General features: G+C 67.0%; 18 protein-coding genes. 4 read left to right on the top strand and 14 right to left on the bottom strand.

All coding sequences use genetic code 11. The features are described 5' to 3' along the window. Window positions 1-21: 21 nt before the first annotated feature. Window positions 22-915 carry an NAD(P)-dependent oxidoreductase gene (locus DIE11_RS07220; protein ID WP_059599961.1) on the bottom strand — a complete coding sequence of 298 codons (894 nt, stop codon included), beginning with the start codon at window positions 913-915 and terminating at the stop codon, window positions 22-24. 134 nt (window positions 916-1049) lie between these two features. Here DIE11_RS07220 and DIE11_RS07215 point away from each other — a divergent pair, with 134 nt between their 5' ends. Next, entirely contained in the window at window positions 1050-1259 is a 210-nt protein-coding gene (locus DIE11_RS07215; RefSeq protein WP_006755984.1) for a dodecin, read from the top strand. Window positions 1260-1480: 221 nt separating this feature from the next. Continuing rightward, a complete protein-coding gene (locus DIE11_RS07210) occupies window positions 1481-2410 on the top strand; it encodes a LysR substrate-binding domain-containing protein (RefSeq protein WP_059599960.1) in 930 nt (309 codons plus the stop codon). A gap of 118 nt (window positions 2411-2528) precedes the next feature. Here the strand turns inward: DIE11_RS07210 and DIE11_RS07205 are convergent, their stop codons facing one another. Beyond that, window positions 2529-3941, bottom strand: a complete 1413-nt coding sequence (locus DIE11_RS07205; protein WP_124622500.1) for an 8-oxoguanine deaminase — start codon at window positions 3939-3941, stop codon at window positions 2529-2531. Window positions 3942-4452: 511 nt separating this feature from the next. Between DIE11_RS07205 and uraH the strand changes: the two genes are divergently transcribed. Both uraH and DIE11_RS07190 read left to right on the top strand, forming a co-directional pair. Then, window positions 4453-4806, top strand: a complete 354-nt coding sequence (gene uraH / locus DIE11_RS07195; RefSeq protein ID WP_011657188.1) for a hydroxyisourate hydrolase — start codon at window positions 4453-4455, stop codon at window positions 4804-4806. Between the two features lie 82 nt (window positions 4807-4888). Beyond that, window positions 4889-6082 (top strand): urate hydroxylase PuuD, encoded by a 1194-nt coding sequence (locus DIE11_RS07190; RefSeq protein ID WP_059599958.1) that lies wholly within the window; start codon window positions 4889-4891, stop codon window positions 6080-6082. A 98-nt stretch (window positions 6083-6180) separates the two neighbouring features. Here the strand turns inward: DIE11_RS07190 and DIE11_RS07185 are convergent, their stop codons facing one another. From DIE11_RS07185 to DIE11_RS07130, 12 genes are all read right to left on the bottom strand, one after another. Next, window positions 6181-6591 carry an ACT domain-containing protein gene (locus tag DIE11_RS07185; protein ID WP_124622496.1) on the bottom strand — a complete coding sequence of 137 codons (411 nt, stop codon included), beginning with the start codon at window positions 6589-6591 and terminating at the stop codon, window positions 6181-6183. 175 nt (window positions 6592-6766) lie between these two features. Then, on the bottom strand, window positions 6767-7279 hold the full coding sequence (locus tag DIE11_RS07180; RefSeq protein WP_059599956.1) for an ureidoglycolate lyase: 513 nt from the start codon (window positions 7277-7279) through the stop codon (window positions 6767-6769). Beyond that, window positions 7276-8289: an allantoicase gene (gene alc, locus DIE11_RS07175; RefSeq protein ID WP_059599955.1), complete on the bottom strand. Its 1014-nt coding sequence runs from the start codon at window positions 8287-8289 to the stop codon at window positions 7276-7278. The genes DIE11_RS07180 and alc overlap by 4 nt, the downstream gene beginning before the upstream one ends. Window positions 8290-8350: 61 nt before the next feature. Continuing rightward, a complete protein-coding gene (uraD, locus tag DIE11_RS07170) occupies window positions 8351-8872 on the bottom strand; it encodes a 2-oxo-4-hydroxy-4-carboxy-5-ureidoimidazoline decarboxylase (RefSeq protein WP_059599954.1) in 522 nt (173 codons plus the stop codon). Further along, window positions 8869-9822 (bottom strand): allantoinase PuuE, encoded by a 954-nt coding sequence (gene puuE, locus DIE11_RS07165; protein WP_124622494.1) that lies wholly within the window; start codon window positions 9820-9822, stop codon window positions 8869-8871. Before puuE ends, uraD begins: the two co-directional genes overlap by 4 nt. A 150-nt stretch (window positions 9823-9972) precedes the next feature. Continuing rightward, on the bottom strand, window positions 9973-10809 hold the full coding sequence (locus DIE11_RS07160) for an aspartate/glutamate racemase family protein (protein WP_124622492.1): 837 nt from the start codon (window positions 10807-10809) through the stop codon (window positions 9973-9975). A gap of 10 nt (window positions 10810-10819) precedes the next feature. Next, on the bottom strand, window positions 10820-12304 hold the full coding sequence (locus DIE11_RS07155; RefSeq protein WP_124622490.1) for an NCS1 family nucleobase:cation symporter-1: 1485 nt from the start codon (window positions 12302-12304) through the stop codon (window positions 10820-10822). Window positions 12305-12453: 149 nt separating this feature from the next. Next, the gene (locus DIE11_RS07150; RefSeq protein WP_059599950.1) at window positions 12454-13158 is read right to left on the bottom strand and encodes a GntR family transcriptional regulator; all 705 of its coding nucleotides are present in this window, start codon (window positions 13156-13158) and stop codon (window positions 12454-12456) included. Window positions 13159-13465: 307 nt separating this feature from the next. Next, entirely contained in the window at window positions 13466-14404 is a 939-nt protein-coding gene (gene ldcA, locus DIE11_RS07145) for a muramoyltetrapeptide carboxypeptidase (protein WP_124622488.1), read from the bottom strand. Window positions 14405-14509: 105 nt separating this feature from the next. Beyond that, a complete protein-coding gene (gene tadA / locus DIE11_RS07140) occupies window positions 14510-15091 on the bottom strand; it encodes a tRNA adenosine(34) deaminase TadA (protein WP_059599948.1) in 582 nt (193 codons plus the stop codon). Then, on the bottom strand, window positions 15088-15489 hold the full coding sequence (locus DIE11_RS07135) for a DnaJ family domain-containing protein (RefSeq protein ID WP_044843744.1): 402 nt from the start codon (window positions 15487-15489) through the stop codon (window positions 15088-15090). Before DIE11_RS07135 ends, tadA begins: the two co-directional genes overlap by 4 nt. Before the next feature lie 285 nt (window positions 15490-15774). After that, on the bottom strand, window positions 15775-16992 hold the full coding sequence (locus DIE11_RS07130) for an MFS transporter (RefSeq protein WP_124622485.1): 1218 nt from the start codon (window positions 16990-16992) through the stop codon (window positions 15775-15777). Window positions 16993-17180: the final 188 nt, after the last annotated feature.

The raw sequence follows: 17180 nt of genomic DNA, 5'->3' as shown, positions 1-17180 counted from the left end.
CGCTTCACTGTCGCGGCGCGATCATTGCGCCGTCGCGCGCCCGTTGCCGGGCCGGACGATGTCGATGAACGCGGCGAAATCGGCACCGGCAAGCCCCTGCGCGGCGCCCAGCCGGAGCACCTGCTGCACCGTGGCCGATACGGGCATTACCGCGCCCGTGTCGCGCGCGGCGTCGGCGATCGCGTCGACGTCCTTCTGGAACGTGCTCAGCGCGCCGATCGGCGGATGGCCGCCTGACGTCATGCGCGGCACGAAGGTCTGCAGCAGCACCGAATCGGCCCACCCGCCCGCCAGCGCGTCGGCCAGACGCGCGGCGTCGATGCCGCTCGCCTGTGCGAGGCCGACCGCTTCCGCGATCGCGGTCACCGTCGCGGTGACGATCGCCTGGTTGCAGAGTTTCGCGGTCTGGCCCGCGCCCGCGTCGCCCATGTGCGTGATGCGCGACGCATAGGTGTCGATCAGCGGCCGCACCGCGTCGAGGTCGATCGCGCCACCGCCCGCCATCACCGCGAGCGTGCCGGCCTGCGCGCCGGGCACGCCGCCCGATACGGGCGCGTCGATCCAGCCGACGCCGAGCGCGGCCGCGCGCGCCGCGTAGTCGCGCGTCGCGGCAGGCGGAATGCTCGAATGATCGACGATGCGCTTCAGGCGGCGCGCATTCGCATCGCCGGCGAGGAGCCCGTGCTCGCCGAACGCGACGTCGCCGACCGCACGGCCGTCGAGCACGCACACGAACACCGTGTCGACGCGCTCGGCCAGTTCGCGTGGCGTGTCGACCACCTGTGCACCGTCCTTTTCGAGCGCCTCGGCCTTGGCGCGCGTCCGGTTCCATACGCTGACCCGATGGCCCGCCGCCAGCAAATGCCGAATCATCGGCGCGCCCATCAATCCCGGTCCGCAAAATCCGACTTCCACGATGTTCCTCGTCTCCAATTGGGGTTGCACTTGCCGCCCATCATACCTATCACTCAAGAAGCCGGACACGCGCGGTGCCGCCTCGGGCCCGCCGCTTGCGCGGCCGCACACATCGACATCCCAGGGAGCGCATCATGAGCGACCACGTCTACAAGCTGATCGAACTGACCGGTTCGTCGCGGCAATCGTGCGACGACGCCATCCGCAACGCGATCTCGAAAGCCGGCAAGACGCTGCACAACCTGCACTGGTTCCAGGTCACCGAAACGCGCGGCCACATCGAAGGCGACCAGGTCATCCACTGGCAGGTCACGCTGAAAGTCGGCATGCGTATCGACGACTGACGCACGCGCGTCACGCGCGGTGCACTGGCCGCCGGATGCGTGCAATGCGCATCCGCGCGGCGCCGCGCCCACCCGCATCACGCCCCGTTCGGGTCCCTTCGCGAGGCCCGGCCGGCGTGCGTGTGCGGGTATCCATCTCTTGACGCTGGTTTTCGTTCATATTAAAAACCATATACCCACATCACCCCTCGATCAGCCCAGACATATAAACCGGAGAAATCATGAGTCAGCAACGCGAGGCGATCGACACGTACCTCTTGCGCGTCTTGCACACCTTGTTGATGGAGCGTAGTGTCACGCGCGCGGCCGTCAAACTGAACCAGTCGCAACCGGCGATCAGCGCCGCACTGCGGCGCCTGCGCGACATCACAGGCGACCCACTGCTCGTGCGCGGCAAGTCCGGCATGGTCCCAACCGAGTACGGATTGCGCCTGCTCGAGCCGGTGCAGAACGCACTGCGCGAAATCGAGCGCATCAAGTTCCAGCAGCACAATTTCGACCCGGCCACGTCGATCCGCTGCTACCGGATCGGCTGCCCCGACTACCTGAACGTGCTGTTCGTGCCGACCGTCGTCGAACGCTTCCGCCAGGCGGCGCCGAACGCGACGCTCGAGTTCCACTCGCTCGGCCCCGCATTCGACTACGAGCTCGCGCTGGAAGACGGCAAGCTCGACATCGTCGTCGGCAACTGGCCCGAGCCACCCGAGCAGCTGCACCTGTCGAACCTGTTCGTCGACGAAATCGTCTGCCTGATGAGCAACACGCATCCGTTCGCGAAGCGCGGCGGGCTCACGCTCGACCAGTACCTGAACGCGCCGCATCTCGCGCCGACGCCGTACTCGGTCGGCCAGCGCGGCGCGATCGACGTGCATCTCGCGCGCGAACGGCTCAAGCGTCACGTGGTCGTCACGCTGCCGTACTTCAACCTCGCGCCGTACGTGCTGGTGAAGTCCGACCTGATCTTCACGACGACGCGCCTGTTCGCCGATCACTACGCGAAGTTCCTGCCGCTGTCGGTCGTGCCGGCGCCGCTCGACTTCCCGCCGATGCAGTACTACCAGCTGTGGCACGAACGCTGCCACTACTCCGACGAAGTGCGCTGGCTGCGCAGCCTCGTCGCTGAAGCAACCCGCACGCTGATCGAGACGTAATCGCGCACGACGCGCGCGGCGGCCATGCCGCCGCGGTGCGACCCCGTGCAATCGTGGCGTGTGGCGGCCACGGCCGCGGCCACGCGCCCGATCGCAGCGCGACCTTCACATCGATGCGTCAGCGCGACGCCTCCACGAGTGCTTGCGCCAGCGCGTTGTGACGCTCGATGACCGGCGGCAGGTCGAGCGTCGCGAGCCGCCCTTCCCGCACCACCACCTTCCCGTTCACCACCGTGTACGCCGTCTGCGACGGCGCGCAGAACACGAGCGCCGCGACCGGATCGTGCAGCGCGCCCGCGAACAGCGGCTGACGCAGGTCGAACGCGGCGAAGTCCGCGGCCATGCCGGGCTTCAGCGCGCCGATGTCGTCACGGTTCAGCACCTTCGCGCCGCCCAGCGTCGCGATCTCGAGCGCCTCGCGCGCGGTCATCGCGTCGGGCCCGAAACAGACCCGCTGCAGCAGCAGCGCCTGCCGCACTTCCGCAACCATCTGCGCGCCGTCGTTCGACGCGGAACCGTCGACGCCGAGCCCGACCGGCACACCCGCGAGACGCATCTTCTTCACGGGCGCGATGCCCGACGCGAGCCGCATGTTCGAACATGGGCAGTGCGCGACGCCGGTGCCGGTGCGCGCAAACAGGCCAATGCCCGCATCGTCGAGCTGCACGCAGTGCGCATGCCATACGTCGTGGCCGACCCAGCCGAGATCTTCCGCATATTCGGCGGGCGTCATCCCGAACTTCTCGCGGCTGTACGCGATGTCGTTGACGTTCTCCGCCAGGTGCGTGTGCAGCGACACGCCGTACTCGCGCGCGAGCACGGCCGCATCGCGCATCAGGCCGCGGCTCACCGAGAACGGCGAGCACGGCGCGACCACCACCCGCAGCATCGCGTAGCGGCCTTCGTCGTGATAGGTCTCGATCAGGCGCTGCGCGTCGCGCAGGATATCGGGCTCGCGCTCGACGACCGAATCGGGCGGCAGCCCGCCATCGCGCTGGCCGACGCTCATCGCACCGCGGCTCGCATGAAAGCGCATGCCGATTCGCTGCGCGGCGCCGATGCTGTCGTCGAGCCGGCTTCCGTTCGGATAGATGTACAGATGGTCGCTCGACGTCGTGCAGCCCGACTGCAGCAGTTCGGCCATCGCGGTCAGCGTCGACACCTCGATCATCTCGGGTGTCAGGTGCGCCCAGATCCGGTACAGGTTCGTCAGCCAGCCGAACAGTTCGGCGTTCTGCGCGGCCGGCACCGCGCGCGTGAGGCTCTGGTACATGTGGTGATGCGTGTTCACGAGCCCCGGGATCACGAGGTGGCCGCGCAGGTCGAGCACTTCGTCCGCGGTATCGGGCAACTCGGCGCTCGGGCCGACCGCGACGATCCGGTTGTCTTCGATATAGAGCCCCGCGTCGCGCAGCTCGCGGCGCGTGTCGTCCATGGTCACGAGCACGTCGGCGTGCTTGACCAGCAGGGTTTTCGGGCGGGATGAGGAAGAGTTCGGCGCGCGTGCGCCGGCGTGCTGCTCGAGGTTCATGCGTTCTCCGCGTCGGTCTGCCCCCAGGGGCGGTTCCTGGGGACGGTCACACAGCCGTTCGAACGCTGAATCGCGGCACGCTCCGGTGCCTGCGTCCGTTCGAACGCCCTGGCCCGGTTACCCGGCGTGCTCGCCGTCTTCGGGGTGCGCGCGGGCCACGGGCCGACGCGCACGGCGGGAGGATCGCCCAAGCGCGCGCCGCACACAATGCGCGATCCGGAATACCGCGCTTCACGGATTCGATATGGTACGCCGCGCAACGCCCGGCCGAGCGCCCGAAACAGCCGCCGGAAGCCGTATCCGGCGTGCCGTCGACAGCCGCTCATGCGCGGCGCATTATCTTTGATATCGCGCCCGTATTTGCGCGGGGAACCTTTTTACAATGCCTGCACGGCGCTCGCTTCAATCTCGCCGACGGGTATGTAGCCACGTGACGTGGAGCCTCGATCCGCCGCACAGTCAATGGATCGAGTCGCCGCCGAACCTCGCATTCACACAAGGACAATTGCGAATGGGAAAGCTCACTACCCACGTACTCGATACGGCACACGGTCGCCCCGGCGCTGCCATCAAGGTGGACCTCTACGCGCTGGACGGCGAATCGCGCCGCGCAATCAAGACCGTTCTGACCAATAGCGACGGCCGCTGCGACGAACCCCTGCTCGAAGGCGCCGCGCTCGCCGCCGGCGAATACGAACTCGTGTTCCATGCCGGCGACTACTTCGCGTCGCTCGGCGTGAAGGTGCCCGAACCCCGCTTCGTCGACCGCGTCGTCCTGCGCTTCGGCATCGCCGACACCGCATCGCACTACCACGTGCCGCTGCTCGTGTCGCCGTGGTCGTACAGCACCTATCGCGGCAGCTGACAGCGCATCGGCACCCGACGCACCGGCGCCCGACGCATCGGCGCCCGCATCAAAGACAACGATCTGAGTCTGGAGGAGTTTCATGGAAGGCTTCATCACCGACTGGCTGAACCTCGCGCTGCGATGGCTGCACGTCATCGTCGCCATTGCGTGGATCGGCGAGTCCTTCTATTTCGTCGCGCTCGACAACAGCCTGAAACCGCCGACCGACGCGAACCAGCGCAAGCGCGGCGTGTTCGGCGAACTGTGGCACGTCCACGGTGGTGGTTTCTACAACATGCAGAAGTACACGGTCGCCCCGCCGGAAATGCCGGATGACCTGCACTGGTCGAAGTGGCCGTCGTACACGACCTGGCTGTCGGGCTTCTCGCTGTTCTTCGTGCTGTACCTGCTCGCACCGAACACGTACCTGATCGACAAGAGCGTGCTCGACATGGGCCCGGTGGTCGCCGTCGCCTCCGCCCTCGGCTTCCTCGCGGCCGGCTGGATCGTCTACGACTCGCTGTGCCGAATCCTCGGCACCAACGATCGCGTGCTGGGCATCTGCGTCGGCGTCTACGTCGTCGTCGCCGCGTACCTCGCGTGCCACATCTTCTCGGGCCGTGCGGCGTACCTGATCGTCGGCGCGATGCTCGCGACGATCATGTCGGCGAACGTGTTCTTCGTCATCATCCCCGGCCAGCGCAAGATGGTCGACAAGATGCTCAAGGGCGAAGAACCGAACCCGATCTACGGCAAGCGCGGCAAGCAGCGTTCGGTGCACAACACGTATTTCACGCTGCCGGTCGTGTTCGCGATGCTGTCGAACCACTATGCGATGACGTACACGAACAAGTTCAACTGGGTCGTGCTCGTGCTGATCATGCTGGCCGGCGCGCTGATCCGTCAGTTCTTCGTGATGCGTCACCGCGGCAAGCAGCTGTGGTACCTGCCGATCGGCGGCGTCGCGCTGCTGTCGGGCGCACTGGTGTGGACGATGCCGAAGCCGGTCGCGCCGGAAGCGCAGGCGGCCAACGCACCGAAGATCGTGATCAACGACATCATGCCGATCCTGCAGCAGCGCTGCGTCGAGTGCCACTCGGCGAAGCCGACGCTGATGGGCAGCGCGCCCGCCGGCGTGATGTTCGACACGCCGGACGAAGTATCGAAGAACGCGCAACGCATCTACGAACAGGCCGTGCGCCTGAAGGCGATGCCGATCGGCAACGTCACGCACATGACCGACGACGAGCGCGTGAAGCTCGCCGCATGGTTCGAGGGTGGCGCGGTCAAGTAAGCCGCCGTGCGCCGGCCGTCGGTTGCCGGCGCAATCCTCTCCGTTCGCGGGCCCGGAAACGGGCCCGTTTTTTTTGCCCGTCCGGAACGTGTGCCCCGCTAGCTCCGCATCGCGTCGCGCTGCAGCGCGACGAGCGCATCAAGCGCGCGCGGGCCGTCGTCGAACGGAACGAAGATGTGATCGTGATACGCAGCAGCCATCACGTTGCAGCTGATGCCTGCGGCGCCGAGGGCGCTCGCGAACGCGGCCGTCAGGCCGACCGCCGCGAGGTCCGAATGCACCGTCAGCGTGATCCACGCGGCGCGGAACAGCACGGGCCAGCCGCGACGTGCGGCCGTTGCCTCGTCGACGACGATCGTCATGCCTTCCGTTTCTCGGAACGTCGCGATCGCTTCGGATAACGATATGTCGGCATCGGCCGGTAGTGCGACGAAGGCGAACGCACCGCGATGCAGTTCCGGCCGCATCGTGCGCAACAGGATCGCGAGGTCGTTTTCAGGTTGGCTCATCGTGGTACGGCCCGGGAACCGGGCGTCGTGCGGTGGCGATGCGGGCACGATAGCACGCGATCGACGTCTTCGACGTAGCGGCGGCGTCATGCCGTGATGCGTGCGCCGAGACCATAAAAAAACCCGCGCAGGTCGCGCGGGTCTCTTCGATGAAACTGCACTGGCGAAACGCTGCTCAGGCCGTCAGCGCATCAAGTGCGTCCTCGGTGAGCCACAGCGATTCCGGCAGGTCCTGCTCGTTCAGGTTCAATCCATCGCCGCCGCGATCGACGACGATGAAGTCGCTGACGCCGCCGAGCGCGATCAGCGGGTGATGCCACACGCCCTTCGCATAGTTCACGCCCTGCCACCCGCTCGTCACGAACGCGCGGATCTTCGACGGATCGAGATCGCCCGCCGGCGCGACGACGACGAGATACGGCTGGTCGTTCAGCGGCACGAACGCCTGGCTGCCGAGCGGATGGCGCTCGAGCATCTTCACCTCGAACGGCAGCGTGCGGGGCTGGCCGCGGAACAGGTTGACGAGCGTGCGGCCGTCTTCGTCGGTCACGTCGACCTTCGCGAGATCGTGAAAGCGGATCGTCGTGCCGAGGTTGATCGGAATCTGCTTCGCGCCTTCCGTTTCGATCACATCGCCGAACGGCGCGAACGCGTCCTTGGTCAGCGGTTCGATTACGAGTGTCTTCATTTGTCGAGCGTCCCCCACAGACGCAGGCGCGACACACCGCCGTCCGGAATGATGTTCAGGCGCACGTGGGTCACGGGGCCCAGCGATGCGATTTCGTGCTCGAAGTAATGCTGCTTGTCCATCTGCAGCTTCTGTTCGCCGAGCAGCACCGGCCAGAACATCGACTGCGTGATCAGCGAGCTGTCGGTGCCGCCCGACACGTACGCGGCCTGGATCGAGCAGCGGTCCGGGTAATTGCCCTTGAAGAACGCGGTATCGACTTCGATCTTGCGGATCACGCCCGGCTGCGCGAGCGCGATGATCGCCCAGTCGTTGCCCGGTTCGCGGCGGCGGCGGGTCTCCCAGCCATCGCCCATGTTCACGCCGCGGCCCGGCAGCAGCAGGTTCGACGCGACGCCGAAATGCTGGTTGTTCGCGGCTACCACGTAGCCGCCGTTTTCCATCGCCGCGAGGTCGAACTGCTCGGTCGCGCTCGCGCCGGCCCAGTCGAGCTGCGGCTGGCCATACACGCGCAGGCGCGCGATGCCGCCGTCCGGATAGATGTTCACGCGCAGGTGCGTGAACGCCCGTGCGTCGCTCGCTTCGACATAGTGATGGCTGTTGCCCTGCAGCGTCGTCGACGGCACGATCTCGACCCATTCGGTCGCATGCGTCGGGGCGCCATCGGCCACGTATGCCGCCTCGATCGACGCGGCCGGCGGGAAGTTGCCGGTGAAGTGGCTCGTGTCGATGTCGAAGCCCTTGATCACGCCCGGCCGCGCGAGCTTGACGATGCACCAGTCGTAGCCCGTCGTGCGCTTGCGGCGCGTTTCCCAGCCGTCCATCCACTTGCCGTGGTCGTCGTACTTGCCGGGAATGAACACGGCCGGCTCGGGGTTCAGCATCCGGTCCTTGGGCGCGAAGAAGTCGTCGCTGGCCTCGAGCGCCTGCGCACCGAGGCGCGGGTCGGCGAGGTTCACGTAGCGCCGCGTGAAGTCGGGGGCGTCGGGATCGAGAAGCGGAACAGCCATGATGTTTCCTTGTTTCAGTGATGCGATCGGCCGCCGCGACGCAGCAGGCCGTCGTGAGGTGTCAGGCGTCGATCAGGTCGTCGAGACGAAAGCGCGCGATCCGGTAGATCTGGTCGAGGCTCGCGCGCAGTTCCTCGGTGCGCGAATGATTCACGCGCGACTCGAAGTTCGCGATGATGCCGTGCCGGTCGTAGCCGCGCACCGCGAGGATGAACGGAAAGCCAAACTTCTCGCGATACGTGCGGTTCAGCGTCAGCAGCTTGTCGAACTCTTCCTGCGTGCACTGGTCGAGGCCCGCGCCGCTCTGCTCGCGCGTCGACTCGGCCGTCAGCTCGCCGCGCACGGCGGCCTTGCCGGCGAGCTCCGGGTGAGCATTGATCAGCGCGAGCTGGCGCACTTCGCCGCCCGTCTCCACCGCGTTCGACATCGTCTCGTGCAGCGCATCGATGCTCGCGAACGGCCGCTCGCCCGCGGCGACCTCGGCCACCCACGGCGAATGTTCGAAGATCCCCGACAGCGCCGCGACGAATGCGCTCGGCGCCATCGTGTTCAGTTGCTCCAACGTGTAACGCATCGCCTTCATGCTTTCCCTTCGTTTCGATGATTGGGCTGATACGGATGATGTTCACGCCAATGACGCGCGATATCGACACGGCGCGTCACCCATACGCGATCGTGCTTCTCGATGTGATCCAGGAAACGCTGCAGCCCGCGGAACCGGCCCGGCCGGCCGAGCAGTCGGCAGTGCATGCCGATCGACAGCATCTTCGGCGCTTCGTCGCCCTCCGCGTACAGCACGTCGAATGCGTCGCGCAGGTAGTCGAAGAAGTGGTCGCCGGTGTTGAAGCCCTGCGGCGTCGCGAAGCGCATGTCGTTCGTGTCGAGCGTGTACGGCACGATCAGTTGCGGCAACTTCGTGCCGCCCGACACGTCGACCTCCATCCAGAACGGAAGGTCGTCGCCGTAGTTATCGGAGTCGTACAGGAAGCCGCCGTATTCCGCGACGAGACGGTGCGTGTTCGGGCTGTCGCGGCCGGTATACCAGCCGAGCGGACGTTCGCCCGTCACGCGCTCGATCGCTTCCATCCCGAGGCGCATGTGCTCGGCTTCGAGTTCCGGCGTCATGCTCTGGTAGTGGATCCAGCGCCAGCCGTGGCACGCGATTTCATGACCCAGCTCGACGAATGCGCGCGCGAGTTCCGGATGACGCTCGATCGCCATGCCCACGCCGAACACCGTCAGCGGCAGCCCGCGCTTCTCGAATTCGCGCAGGATGCGCCACACGCCGGCACGCGAACCGTATTCGTAGATCGATTCCATGCTCATGTGGCGGTCCGGATACGCGGCCGCGCCGACGATTTCGGACAGGAACTGCTCGGAACCCGGATCGCCGTGCAGCACGCAGTTCTCGCCCCCCTCCTCGTAGTTCAGGACGAATTGCACGGCGACGCGGGCACGCCCGGGCCAGTTCGCCTGCACGGGATGGCGGCCGTAGCCGATCAGGTTGCGAGGATAGTTGGGATCGAGTGACATGGGTTCGAAGTGCCGCGAAAGCTTGCTGAAGTAATGGGTTCGCATCGACTCGCGCGGGTGCCGGAGGCCGGCCGCACGGGCCGATGCGATGACGGCCCAGTGTAGCGAAAACGTTCATACGCGCCCATACAGCGGCGCAGATAGTGCATGTCAGACGGCGTGTATGTGCGGTTGCGGCAAATTCGGGACCGGTTCCGACGCGTCGCTCCCGCTTCGCGCCGTGGCGGCGGCCGGCGCGGGTGCGGGCGCGTCCTCCGGCGGGCTGAAACGCGCGAATTCGCCGTCGTAGCGCTTCGGCAGCGGCCGCGCATAATCGCCGCGCTTCGCGGTCGCGAGGCGCAGCGCGACGAGCGCCTCGGCCCACTTGACGGCCGCCGTGACGCCTTCCACGACTGGCGCGCCGATCTGCTGCTCTATCTCGTGCGCGAATTCGGCCATCCCGGCGCAGCCGAGGACGATCGCGTCGGCGCCGTCCTCGTCGAGCGCGCGCCGGCATTCGTCGACGATGATCCGCCGCGCCGCCGAACCGGGCCGGTCGAGCTCGAGCACCGCGACGTCGGTCGCCCGCACGTTGCGGCAGAACCGCTTCATCCCGTAGCGCTCGGCGAGATGCCACGCCATCCCGCAGGTGCGCGCGAGGGTCGTGACGACCGAGAAGCCCGGCGCGAGCACGCTCGCCGCATGCATTGCCGCCTCGGCGATCCCGATCACCGGCCCGCGCGCGAGTTCGCGCGCCGCATACAGGCCCGGGTCGCCGAAACACGCGATCACGTACGCGTCGCAGCCATCGCGCTCGCCCTGCGCGATCTCGGCCAGAAGCCCGGGCGTCGCGAGCGCCTCGTCGTAATAGCCTTCGATCGACGGCGGCCCCATGGGCGGGCTCACCGCGACGATCTCGGTGCCTGCCGCGGCGATTTCACGCGCGCAGCGGCCCATCGCATCGGTCATCCGCTGCGTCGTGTTCGGATTGATCAGCTTGATCTTCATCGCGCGCTCCTCAGGTCTTCGTGCTCACGAGCAGCCGGTAGAACACGAAGCCGAGCCCCGCGCCGATGAACCATGAGAAGTTCGCAGCGGCCTGCCAGCCTGGCACCATCACGCAGATGACGGCGATCACCGCGGCCGGCAGCAGCGCCGCGAGCGCGCGGCGGTTCACGCCGCCCGTGTACCAGTAGGTGCCGCGCTCCGACATCGTGTACAGGTCGTCGCGCACGAGCCGGCCGCGCTTGACGAGGTAAAAGTCGGCGATCAGCACGCCGTACAGCGGGCCGATGAACGCGCCGAGCACGTCGAGCGTGTAGTGGATCACGGCCGGATTGTTGAACAGGTTCCACGGCGTGATGAAGATCGACGCGACGGCCGCGAGCATTCCGCCCGCGCGCCAGCTGATCAGCCGCGGCGCGACGTTCGAGAAGTCGAATGCGGGCGACACGAAGTTCGCGACGATGTTGATGCCGATCGTCGCGATCGTGAAGGTCAGCGCGCCGAGGATCACGGCGGTCGGGTGGTCGATGCGGCCGACCGTCTCGACAGGATCGGTGATGAGTTCGCCGAACACCGGAAGCGTCGCGGCGGTGGTGATCACCGTGACGAGTGAGAACGCGAGGAAGTTGACCGGCAGCCCCCAGAAGTTGCCGCGCTTCACGTCGCCGAACGAGCGGCAGTAGCGCGAGAAATCGCCGAAATTGAGCATCGGCCCGGAGAAGTACGACACGACGAGCGACACGGCCGTGATCATCACCGGAATCACTTCCGCGCCGTGATACTTCACGCCGCCGAGGTTGATGCCGATGTTGCGCCATCCCGCGCGCCACACCATGTAGCCGGCCAGGATGAACATCACGACGTAGACGGCCGGGCCCGCGAAGTCGATGAACTTCTTGATCGTCTCCATCCCGTTCCAGAACACGAGCGCCTGCAGCACCCACAGCAGCATGAAGCCGGCCCAGCCGACCGCCGACAGCCCGAGGAAGCCGTAGCGATGGACGTCCGCGTACGGCAGCCATTGCGGAAAGAACTTCAGCACGACGATCACGAGCGCGCTGGACGCGAGATAGGTCTGGATGCCATACCACGCGATCGCGATCAGCCCGCGGATCACGGCCGGCACGTTCGCGCCGAGCACGCCGAACGTCGCGCGGCACGCGACCGGATACGGTACGCCGATCTGCTGGCTCGGCCGCGCGATCAGGTTGCACAGCCGGTTCACGATCGTGATGCCGACGATCAACGCGATCAGCACCTGCCAGCTCGTCAACCCGAGCGCGAAGAGGCTGCCCGCGAACACGTAGCCGCCGACGCTGTGCACGTCCGACATCCAGAATGCGAAGATGTTGTAAGCGCCCCATGTCTGATTCTTAAGGGGTGCCAAATCTTCGTTGTACAAACGTTGACTGTAACCGTCCGGCAACGTGGGGCCGCCGCCCTCGCCGCCTTCTTCCGCCGGATACGCACTGTCGTGCGCCACACTGAACTGAGCCATGACTTCTCCTTGACGCGGCCGAACAGCCGCTCCACCGTCATCGATATCGCTCCGGATCGTTGCCCGGAGTCGGACTGGCGGCCGGCGGCGCGAACCGCCGGCCTGCATTGCTCTCGTCGTGTGGCGCGCGGCCGGGTTCGCGTCGCCGCTCAGGCGCCGCCGAACACTTCGCGCAAATCGACCTGCCCTTGCGCGGGCCGGTCCAGCATCTTCAGTTCGACATGCTGCAGGTGGTGCGCCATCAGCGTCACCGCCCGCTTCGAATCGCCCGCTTCCAGTGCGGTCAGTATCTCGTCATGGTCGTCGCACGAGCACGGGCTGCGCCCGTGCGATTCATACAGCGCCGACATCAACGTCGAGCGTGCGACGAGCCCGTCGAGGCACTCGCAGAGCGTCGCATTGCCCGTCAGCGCCGCGAGCGCCGTGTGGAATTCGCCCGACAGGCGGATCCACGCCGCGAAGTCGTGCCGCTCGAACGCCTTGCGTTCCTTGTCGATCAGCGCGGCGACGCCCTTGAGCCGTTTCGCCCCCGGCCCCGTCGCGAGCCGCTCGACGACGGCCAGCTCGATGATCCTGCGCATCTCGAACACCTCGTGCACGTCCTGCAGCGTCGGACTCGCGACGAACGCACCGCGGTTCGGCTCGAGATCGACCAGCTTGTCGGCCGCGAGCTGCGAGAGCGCCTGCCGAATCGTTCCGCGCTTCACGCCGAACACGTCGCAGAGCTGCGCCTCCGTCAGCTTCGCGCCGGGCGCGAGCCGATGCTCGAGGATCGCCGTGCGGATCCGCTCGGCGATCGCTTCGGGACCGGCAGCGCCGGACGGATGGGTATCGGAATCGTTCATGTTCTGCATCGTGTGATGGTCCTCATCCTAGGACGGACATAAAAATTGTCAACAATTCTTTTCCAGCGTTTCGCACAATCGGCGTGCACGGACGCGACCTCAATCGGTGCGGGATGCGCTAAATCCATGCACAACAAGCCTTGAGGCCATGACAGAGGCCGTTCTTGTCGTATACCCTTCCCGGGATTTTGTTGACAATACTGGTGCAAGAACCGGCGACGACGCTGTCGAAGTCCGCCGGGATTTTTGACCGTTAGTTGCGCACTTACATAAAGAAAAAGGCGGGAAACCCGCCTTTTCATCGACCACGTCAGCGTCAGCCGAGGTGCGGATAGTCCGACAACGTGAGCCGGAACCCGTGCGCATTCGCGACCAGTTGCGCCTGCGCGCCGAACGGCAGCGTCAGCAGGTCGGGCACGTGGCCGAACTGCAGCCCGGTGACGACCGGAATGCCGACCACCTCGCGCACCTGTTCGATCATCGCCTGCATGTCGTAGCCGTTGTCGTATTCGAACGGCCGCGCGCCGGTGAACTGGCCGAGCACGAGCGCCTGCTGGCGCGCGAGCAGCCCCGACAGATGCAGTTGATAGATCATCCGCTCGATCCGGAACGGCTGTTCGTTGACATCCTCGACGAACAGGATGCCGCCCTCGATGTCGGGCATGTACGGCGTGCCGATGAGCGATGTGAGGATCGCCAGGTTGCCGCCCCACAGCGTGCCCGTCACGTTCACGGTCTGCACCTGCGGCGCCTCGGCGATGATCGTCGTGCTCGGCTGCGTCAGCGTCTGCCAGAAGTGCTGCATCGTGAAGTCGCTCGGCGTCTCCGCGCCGAAGTCGGCCGACAGCATCGGGCCGCCGAAAGACTTGATGCGCGCCTTCGCGTACAGCGCGAGCTGGATCGCGGTGAAGTCGCTGTGGCCGACGAGCGCGATCGGCTGGTCGCGCAGGCGGCGCTCGAGCCCGCGATAGTCGAGCCCGTGCAGGATGCGTGCAGCGCCGTAGCCGCCGCGCACCGCGAGCGCGATGTCCGGCAGCGCGCGCTCCGGATCCGCGAGGCGGTTCAGGTCGCCGGCCCGCTCGCCGTCGGTGCCGCCGAATCGCTGGAAGCGGCGCTGCGTCGCCTCGATGTTCTCGATGCGATGTTGCGAGCCGCTCAGGCGCTCGAGCGCGCGGTTGATCGCATCGGGGTCGTGCGGATAGCCGGACGGCGCCAGCAGGCGGATGGTGTAGGACGCAGCGGGCTGGAGGGACATGGCGAAAGGTATCGAGGTCGTCAAACCTGCTTAGAGGGTCCGAACCGTCTCCGGTTCACCGAACCGTGCTGCCCGCCCCGCTCCGGGCGACGGGCGCGGCAAGGGTTACGGCGCGCCGGATTCGGCGTCGCGTGCGAGCCGTGCTTCGCGCAGCGCGCGACGGCGCTCCGCGAAGAACGACTTCAGCGCGGCCCCGCACTCGTCGGCGAGCACGCCGCCGGTTACGTCGGTATGGTGGTTGAGTTGCGGATTCGCGAACGCGTCGATCACGCTGCCGCACGCGCCCGTCTTCGGATCGGCGGCGCCGTAGACGACTCGCGCGATGCGTGCGTGCATGATCGCGCCCGCGCACATCAGGCACGGCTCGAGCGTCACGTACAGCTCGCAGCCGGGCATCCGGTAATTCTGCAGATGCTGCGCGGCCATGCGCAGCGCGGCCATTTCCGCATGGGCCGACGGATCGTGCCCGCCGATCGGGTGGTTGAAGCCGCGTGCGATCACCTCGTCGCCGCGCACGAGCACCGCGCCGACCGGCACTTCGCCGGCCGCGCGCGCCTCTTCGGCGGCGGCCTGCGCGAGCCGCATGAAATGCAGGTCGCGCGCCGACACGGGTGTGGCTTCGGGAACGGGAGAATCGGGAGCAGCAACCGATCCGGCTGCCGCGTCGTGCAGCGCGTCGGCGCTCACATCGGCCCCGCTTCGGCGGGCGCGTCGTCGAGCCCGCGCTCGCACAGACGTTCCGCGATGCGCCGGCAATAATCGCGCGGCATCACCATCGGGCCGCCGCGCAGCGATTCGAGCGCCATATCGAGGGCGAGGATCTTCGCCTGCAGCCGGCAGCGCGCGGCACGATCGCTGACCGCCTGCAGTTCGTCCTGCAGATTGCGCAGCGCGCGCAGTTGCTCGACGGCCGGCGGCACGAAGCCCGCATTCTTCAGGATACGGTTGGCCACCCGCACCTCCTCGGGTACGAGCAGGTCGTCATCCAGCGCCTGCGGCGCGCCGGTACCCGGCAAATCGTCGAACTCGCCCCGCGCGGCAGCAGCGGCAATGCGTTGTTCGACCAGTGCGTCAAGCAATCTCATCAGTCAATCGGAACAAATGCGGCAGCCGAATTCTAGCAGGGTGACGTGCGTATGACAGGCCCTTCGAAGGCATGCTCGATATTGTGTTTTTTAAGGGCCGAATCGGGGCGCATGGGCGCCGATCGCCACGACTTGCCGCTGTGCTGCGCCGCAGCAGGCTCCGCGCCGATTTTGCGCCGATTTCGCGCCGTTTGCGCGGGCGATGTCCGGCCCTGTTTTTTTATTTTCGTCCGGGTCGATCGGCGTTCGTCGTCCCGCCGGAATCGCCGTTTCGCGACTGCCGGGTCATGCGGCGACCACTTGCGACCGCGCCTTCGAAAACGGGCGGAACATCATCGCGACGAGGAATGCGCCGATGCCGATCGCGAACGATCCGAGGTACAGCCAACCGTAGCTGCCCAGCGCATCGACGATCAGGCCGCCCGCGACCGGCCCCGCCGCCATCCCGAGGCTGCCGGCCATCGCGCAGCCGCCGATCACGGTGCCCATCATCCGCAGCGGGAAATTTTCGCGCGCGAGCACCGCATAGAGCGGCATCACGCCCGCATAGATGAAACCGAACAGCGTCGCGACCGCGTAGAACCCGTCGAGCGTGCGCACGAAGTAGTAGCCGAGCGCGCCGAGCGCCTGCGCGAGCAGTCCCGCCACGAGCATGCGCTTCGCGCCGAGGCGATCGCCCAGCAGCCCGAACGCGATGCGCCCGCCCATGCCGGCGAGCCCCTCGACGCTGTAGATCGACACCGCGACGATCAACGGAATCCCGCACGTCACCGCGTAGCTGACCGTATGGAAGATCGGACCGGAATGCGTCGCGCAGCAGAAGAAATTGGTCAGCAGCAGCACGATAAACTGCGGCGAGCGCAGCGCGCCGCCGACCGACAGCGGCGCGGATAGGGGCACGCCGGCCGGCGCCGGCTCGGCGTGCGGCCCGTCGAGCGCGGGGGCGCGGCGCACGAGCAGCGACGCAGGAATCATCACGGCGGCCGCGAGCGCGGCGACCAACAACATCGACGTGCGCCAGCCGTGGCCCGACACGAGCCATGCCGCGAGCGGCGACATCGTCATCGGCGCCATGCCCATGCCGGCCGACACCAGCGACACCGCGAGACTGCGATGCGTGTCGAACCAGCCCGTCACGCAGGCCATCATCGGCGCGAACACCGCGGCCGTCGCGCTGCCGACGGCCAGCCCGAAAATCAGCTGGAACGCGAGCAGCGACGGCGCGCGGCTCGCAAGCGCCAGGCTCGCCGACAGCAGAATGGCGCCCGTCACGACCACCGCACGCGTGCCGATCCGGTCCGACAGGCTGCCCCAGCCGATGCTCGCGAAGGCCATCGCGATGAAGCCGAGCGTCATCGCGGCGGAAATGCCGGTCATCGACCAGCCGGTGTCGCGTGCGATGGCCCGCAGGAACACGGGCAGCGAAAACATCGCGCCGATCGCGATGCAGCCCATCAGGCCGCCCGCGGCGACGATCACCCAGCGATAGCGGGAATCAGGCATCTGGCACCTCCTCTTTCCGTAGGTCAGGCATCGATGAGGAACCGGGCTGCTGACGCCGTCGCGAATCCGGTCGACATCGATACGACGAACGACGCAGCGGGGAATCGACATGCGTGGCACACGCGAGCGCTCATGCCCGATCGTCGACGGCGTCGAGCGGTCGACAAGGGGCAGATCCGGACGAACCT

Origin of the sequence: Burkholderia sp. Bp9012 (assembly GCF_003853825.1) — a bacterium.
GTDB classification, from domain to species: Bacteria; Pseudomonadota; Gammaproteobacteria; order Burkholderiales; family Burkholderiaceae; genus Burkholderia; species Burkholderia diffusa.
This window is presented reverse-complemented; position numbering and strand designations above follow the sequence as displayed.

Excerpts from the sequence above, each read along its gene's own strand:
- DIE11_RS07150 (WP_059599950.1), bottom strand. The coding sequence starts at position 13,158 with ATGCAGAACATGAACGATTCCGATACCCATCCGTCCGGCGCTGCCGGT.
- DIE11_RS07155 (WP_124622490.1), bottom strand. The coding sequence starts at position 12,304 with ATGGCTCAGTTCAGTGTGGCGCACGACAGTGCGTATCCGGCGGAAGAA.
- puuE (WP_124622494.1), bottom strand. The coding sequence starts at position 9,822 with ATGTCACTCGATCCCAACTATCCTCGCAACCTGATCGGCTACGGCCGC.
- ldcA (WP_124622488.1), bottom strand. The coding sequence starts at position 14,404 with ATGTCCCTCCAGCCCGCTGCGTCCTACACCATCCGCCTGCTGGCGCCG.
- DIE11_RS07130 (WP_124622485.1), bottom strand. The coding sequence starts at position 16,992 with ATGCCTGATTCCCGCTATCGCTGGGTGATCGTCGCCGCGGGCGGCCTG.
- DIE11_RS07135 (WP_044843744.1), bottom strand. The coding sequence starts at position 15,489 with ATGAGATTGCTTGACGCACTGGTCGAACAACGCATTGCCGCTGCTGCC.
- DIE11_RS07210 (WP_059599960.1), top strand. The coding sequence starts at position 1,481 with ATGAGTCAGCAACGCGAGGCGATCGACACGTACCTCTTGCGCGTCTTG.
- DIE11_RS07160 (WP_124622492.1), bottom strand. The coding sequence starts at position 10,809 with ATGAAGATCAAGCTGATCAATCCGAACACGACGCAGCGGATGACCGAT.
- uraD (WP_059599954.1), bottom strand. The coding sequence starts at position 8,872 with ATGAAGGCGATGCGTTACACGTTGGAGCAACTGAACACGATGGCGCCG.
- DIE11_RS07180 (WP_059599956.1), bottom strand. The coding sequence starts at position 7,279 with ATGAAGACACTCGTAATCGAACCGCTGACCAAGGACGCGTTCGCGCCG.
- DIE11_RS07205 (WP_124622500.1), bottom strand. The coding sequence starts at position 3,941 with ATGAACCTCGAGCAGCACGCCGGCGCACGCGCGCCGAACTCTTCCTCA.
- uraH (WP_011657188.1), top strand. The coding sequence starts at position 4,453 with ATGGGAAAGCTCACTACCCACGTACTCGATACGGCACACGGTCGCCCC.
- DIE11_RS07190 (WP_059599958.1), top strand. The coding sequence starts at position 4,889 with ATGGAAGGCTTCATCACCGACTGGCTGAACCTCGCGCTGCGATGGCTG.
- DIE11_RS07215 (WP_006755984.1), top strand. The coding sequence starts at position 1,050 with ATGAGCGACCACGTCTACAAGCTGATCGAACTGACCGGTTCGTCGCGG.
- alc (WP_059599955.1), bottom strand. The coding sequence starts at position 8,289 with ATGGCTGTTCCGCTTCTCGATCCCGACGCCCCCGACTTCACGCGGCGC.
- DIE11_RS07185 (WP_124622496.1), bottom strand. The coding sequence starts at position 6,591 with ATGAGCCAACCTGAAAACGACCTCGCGATCCTGTTGCGCACGATGCGG.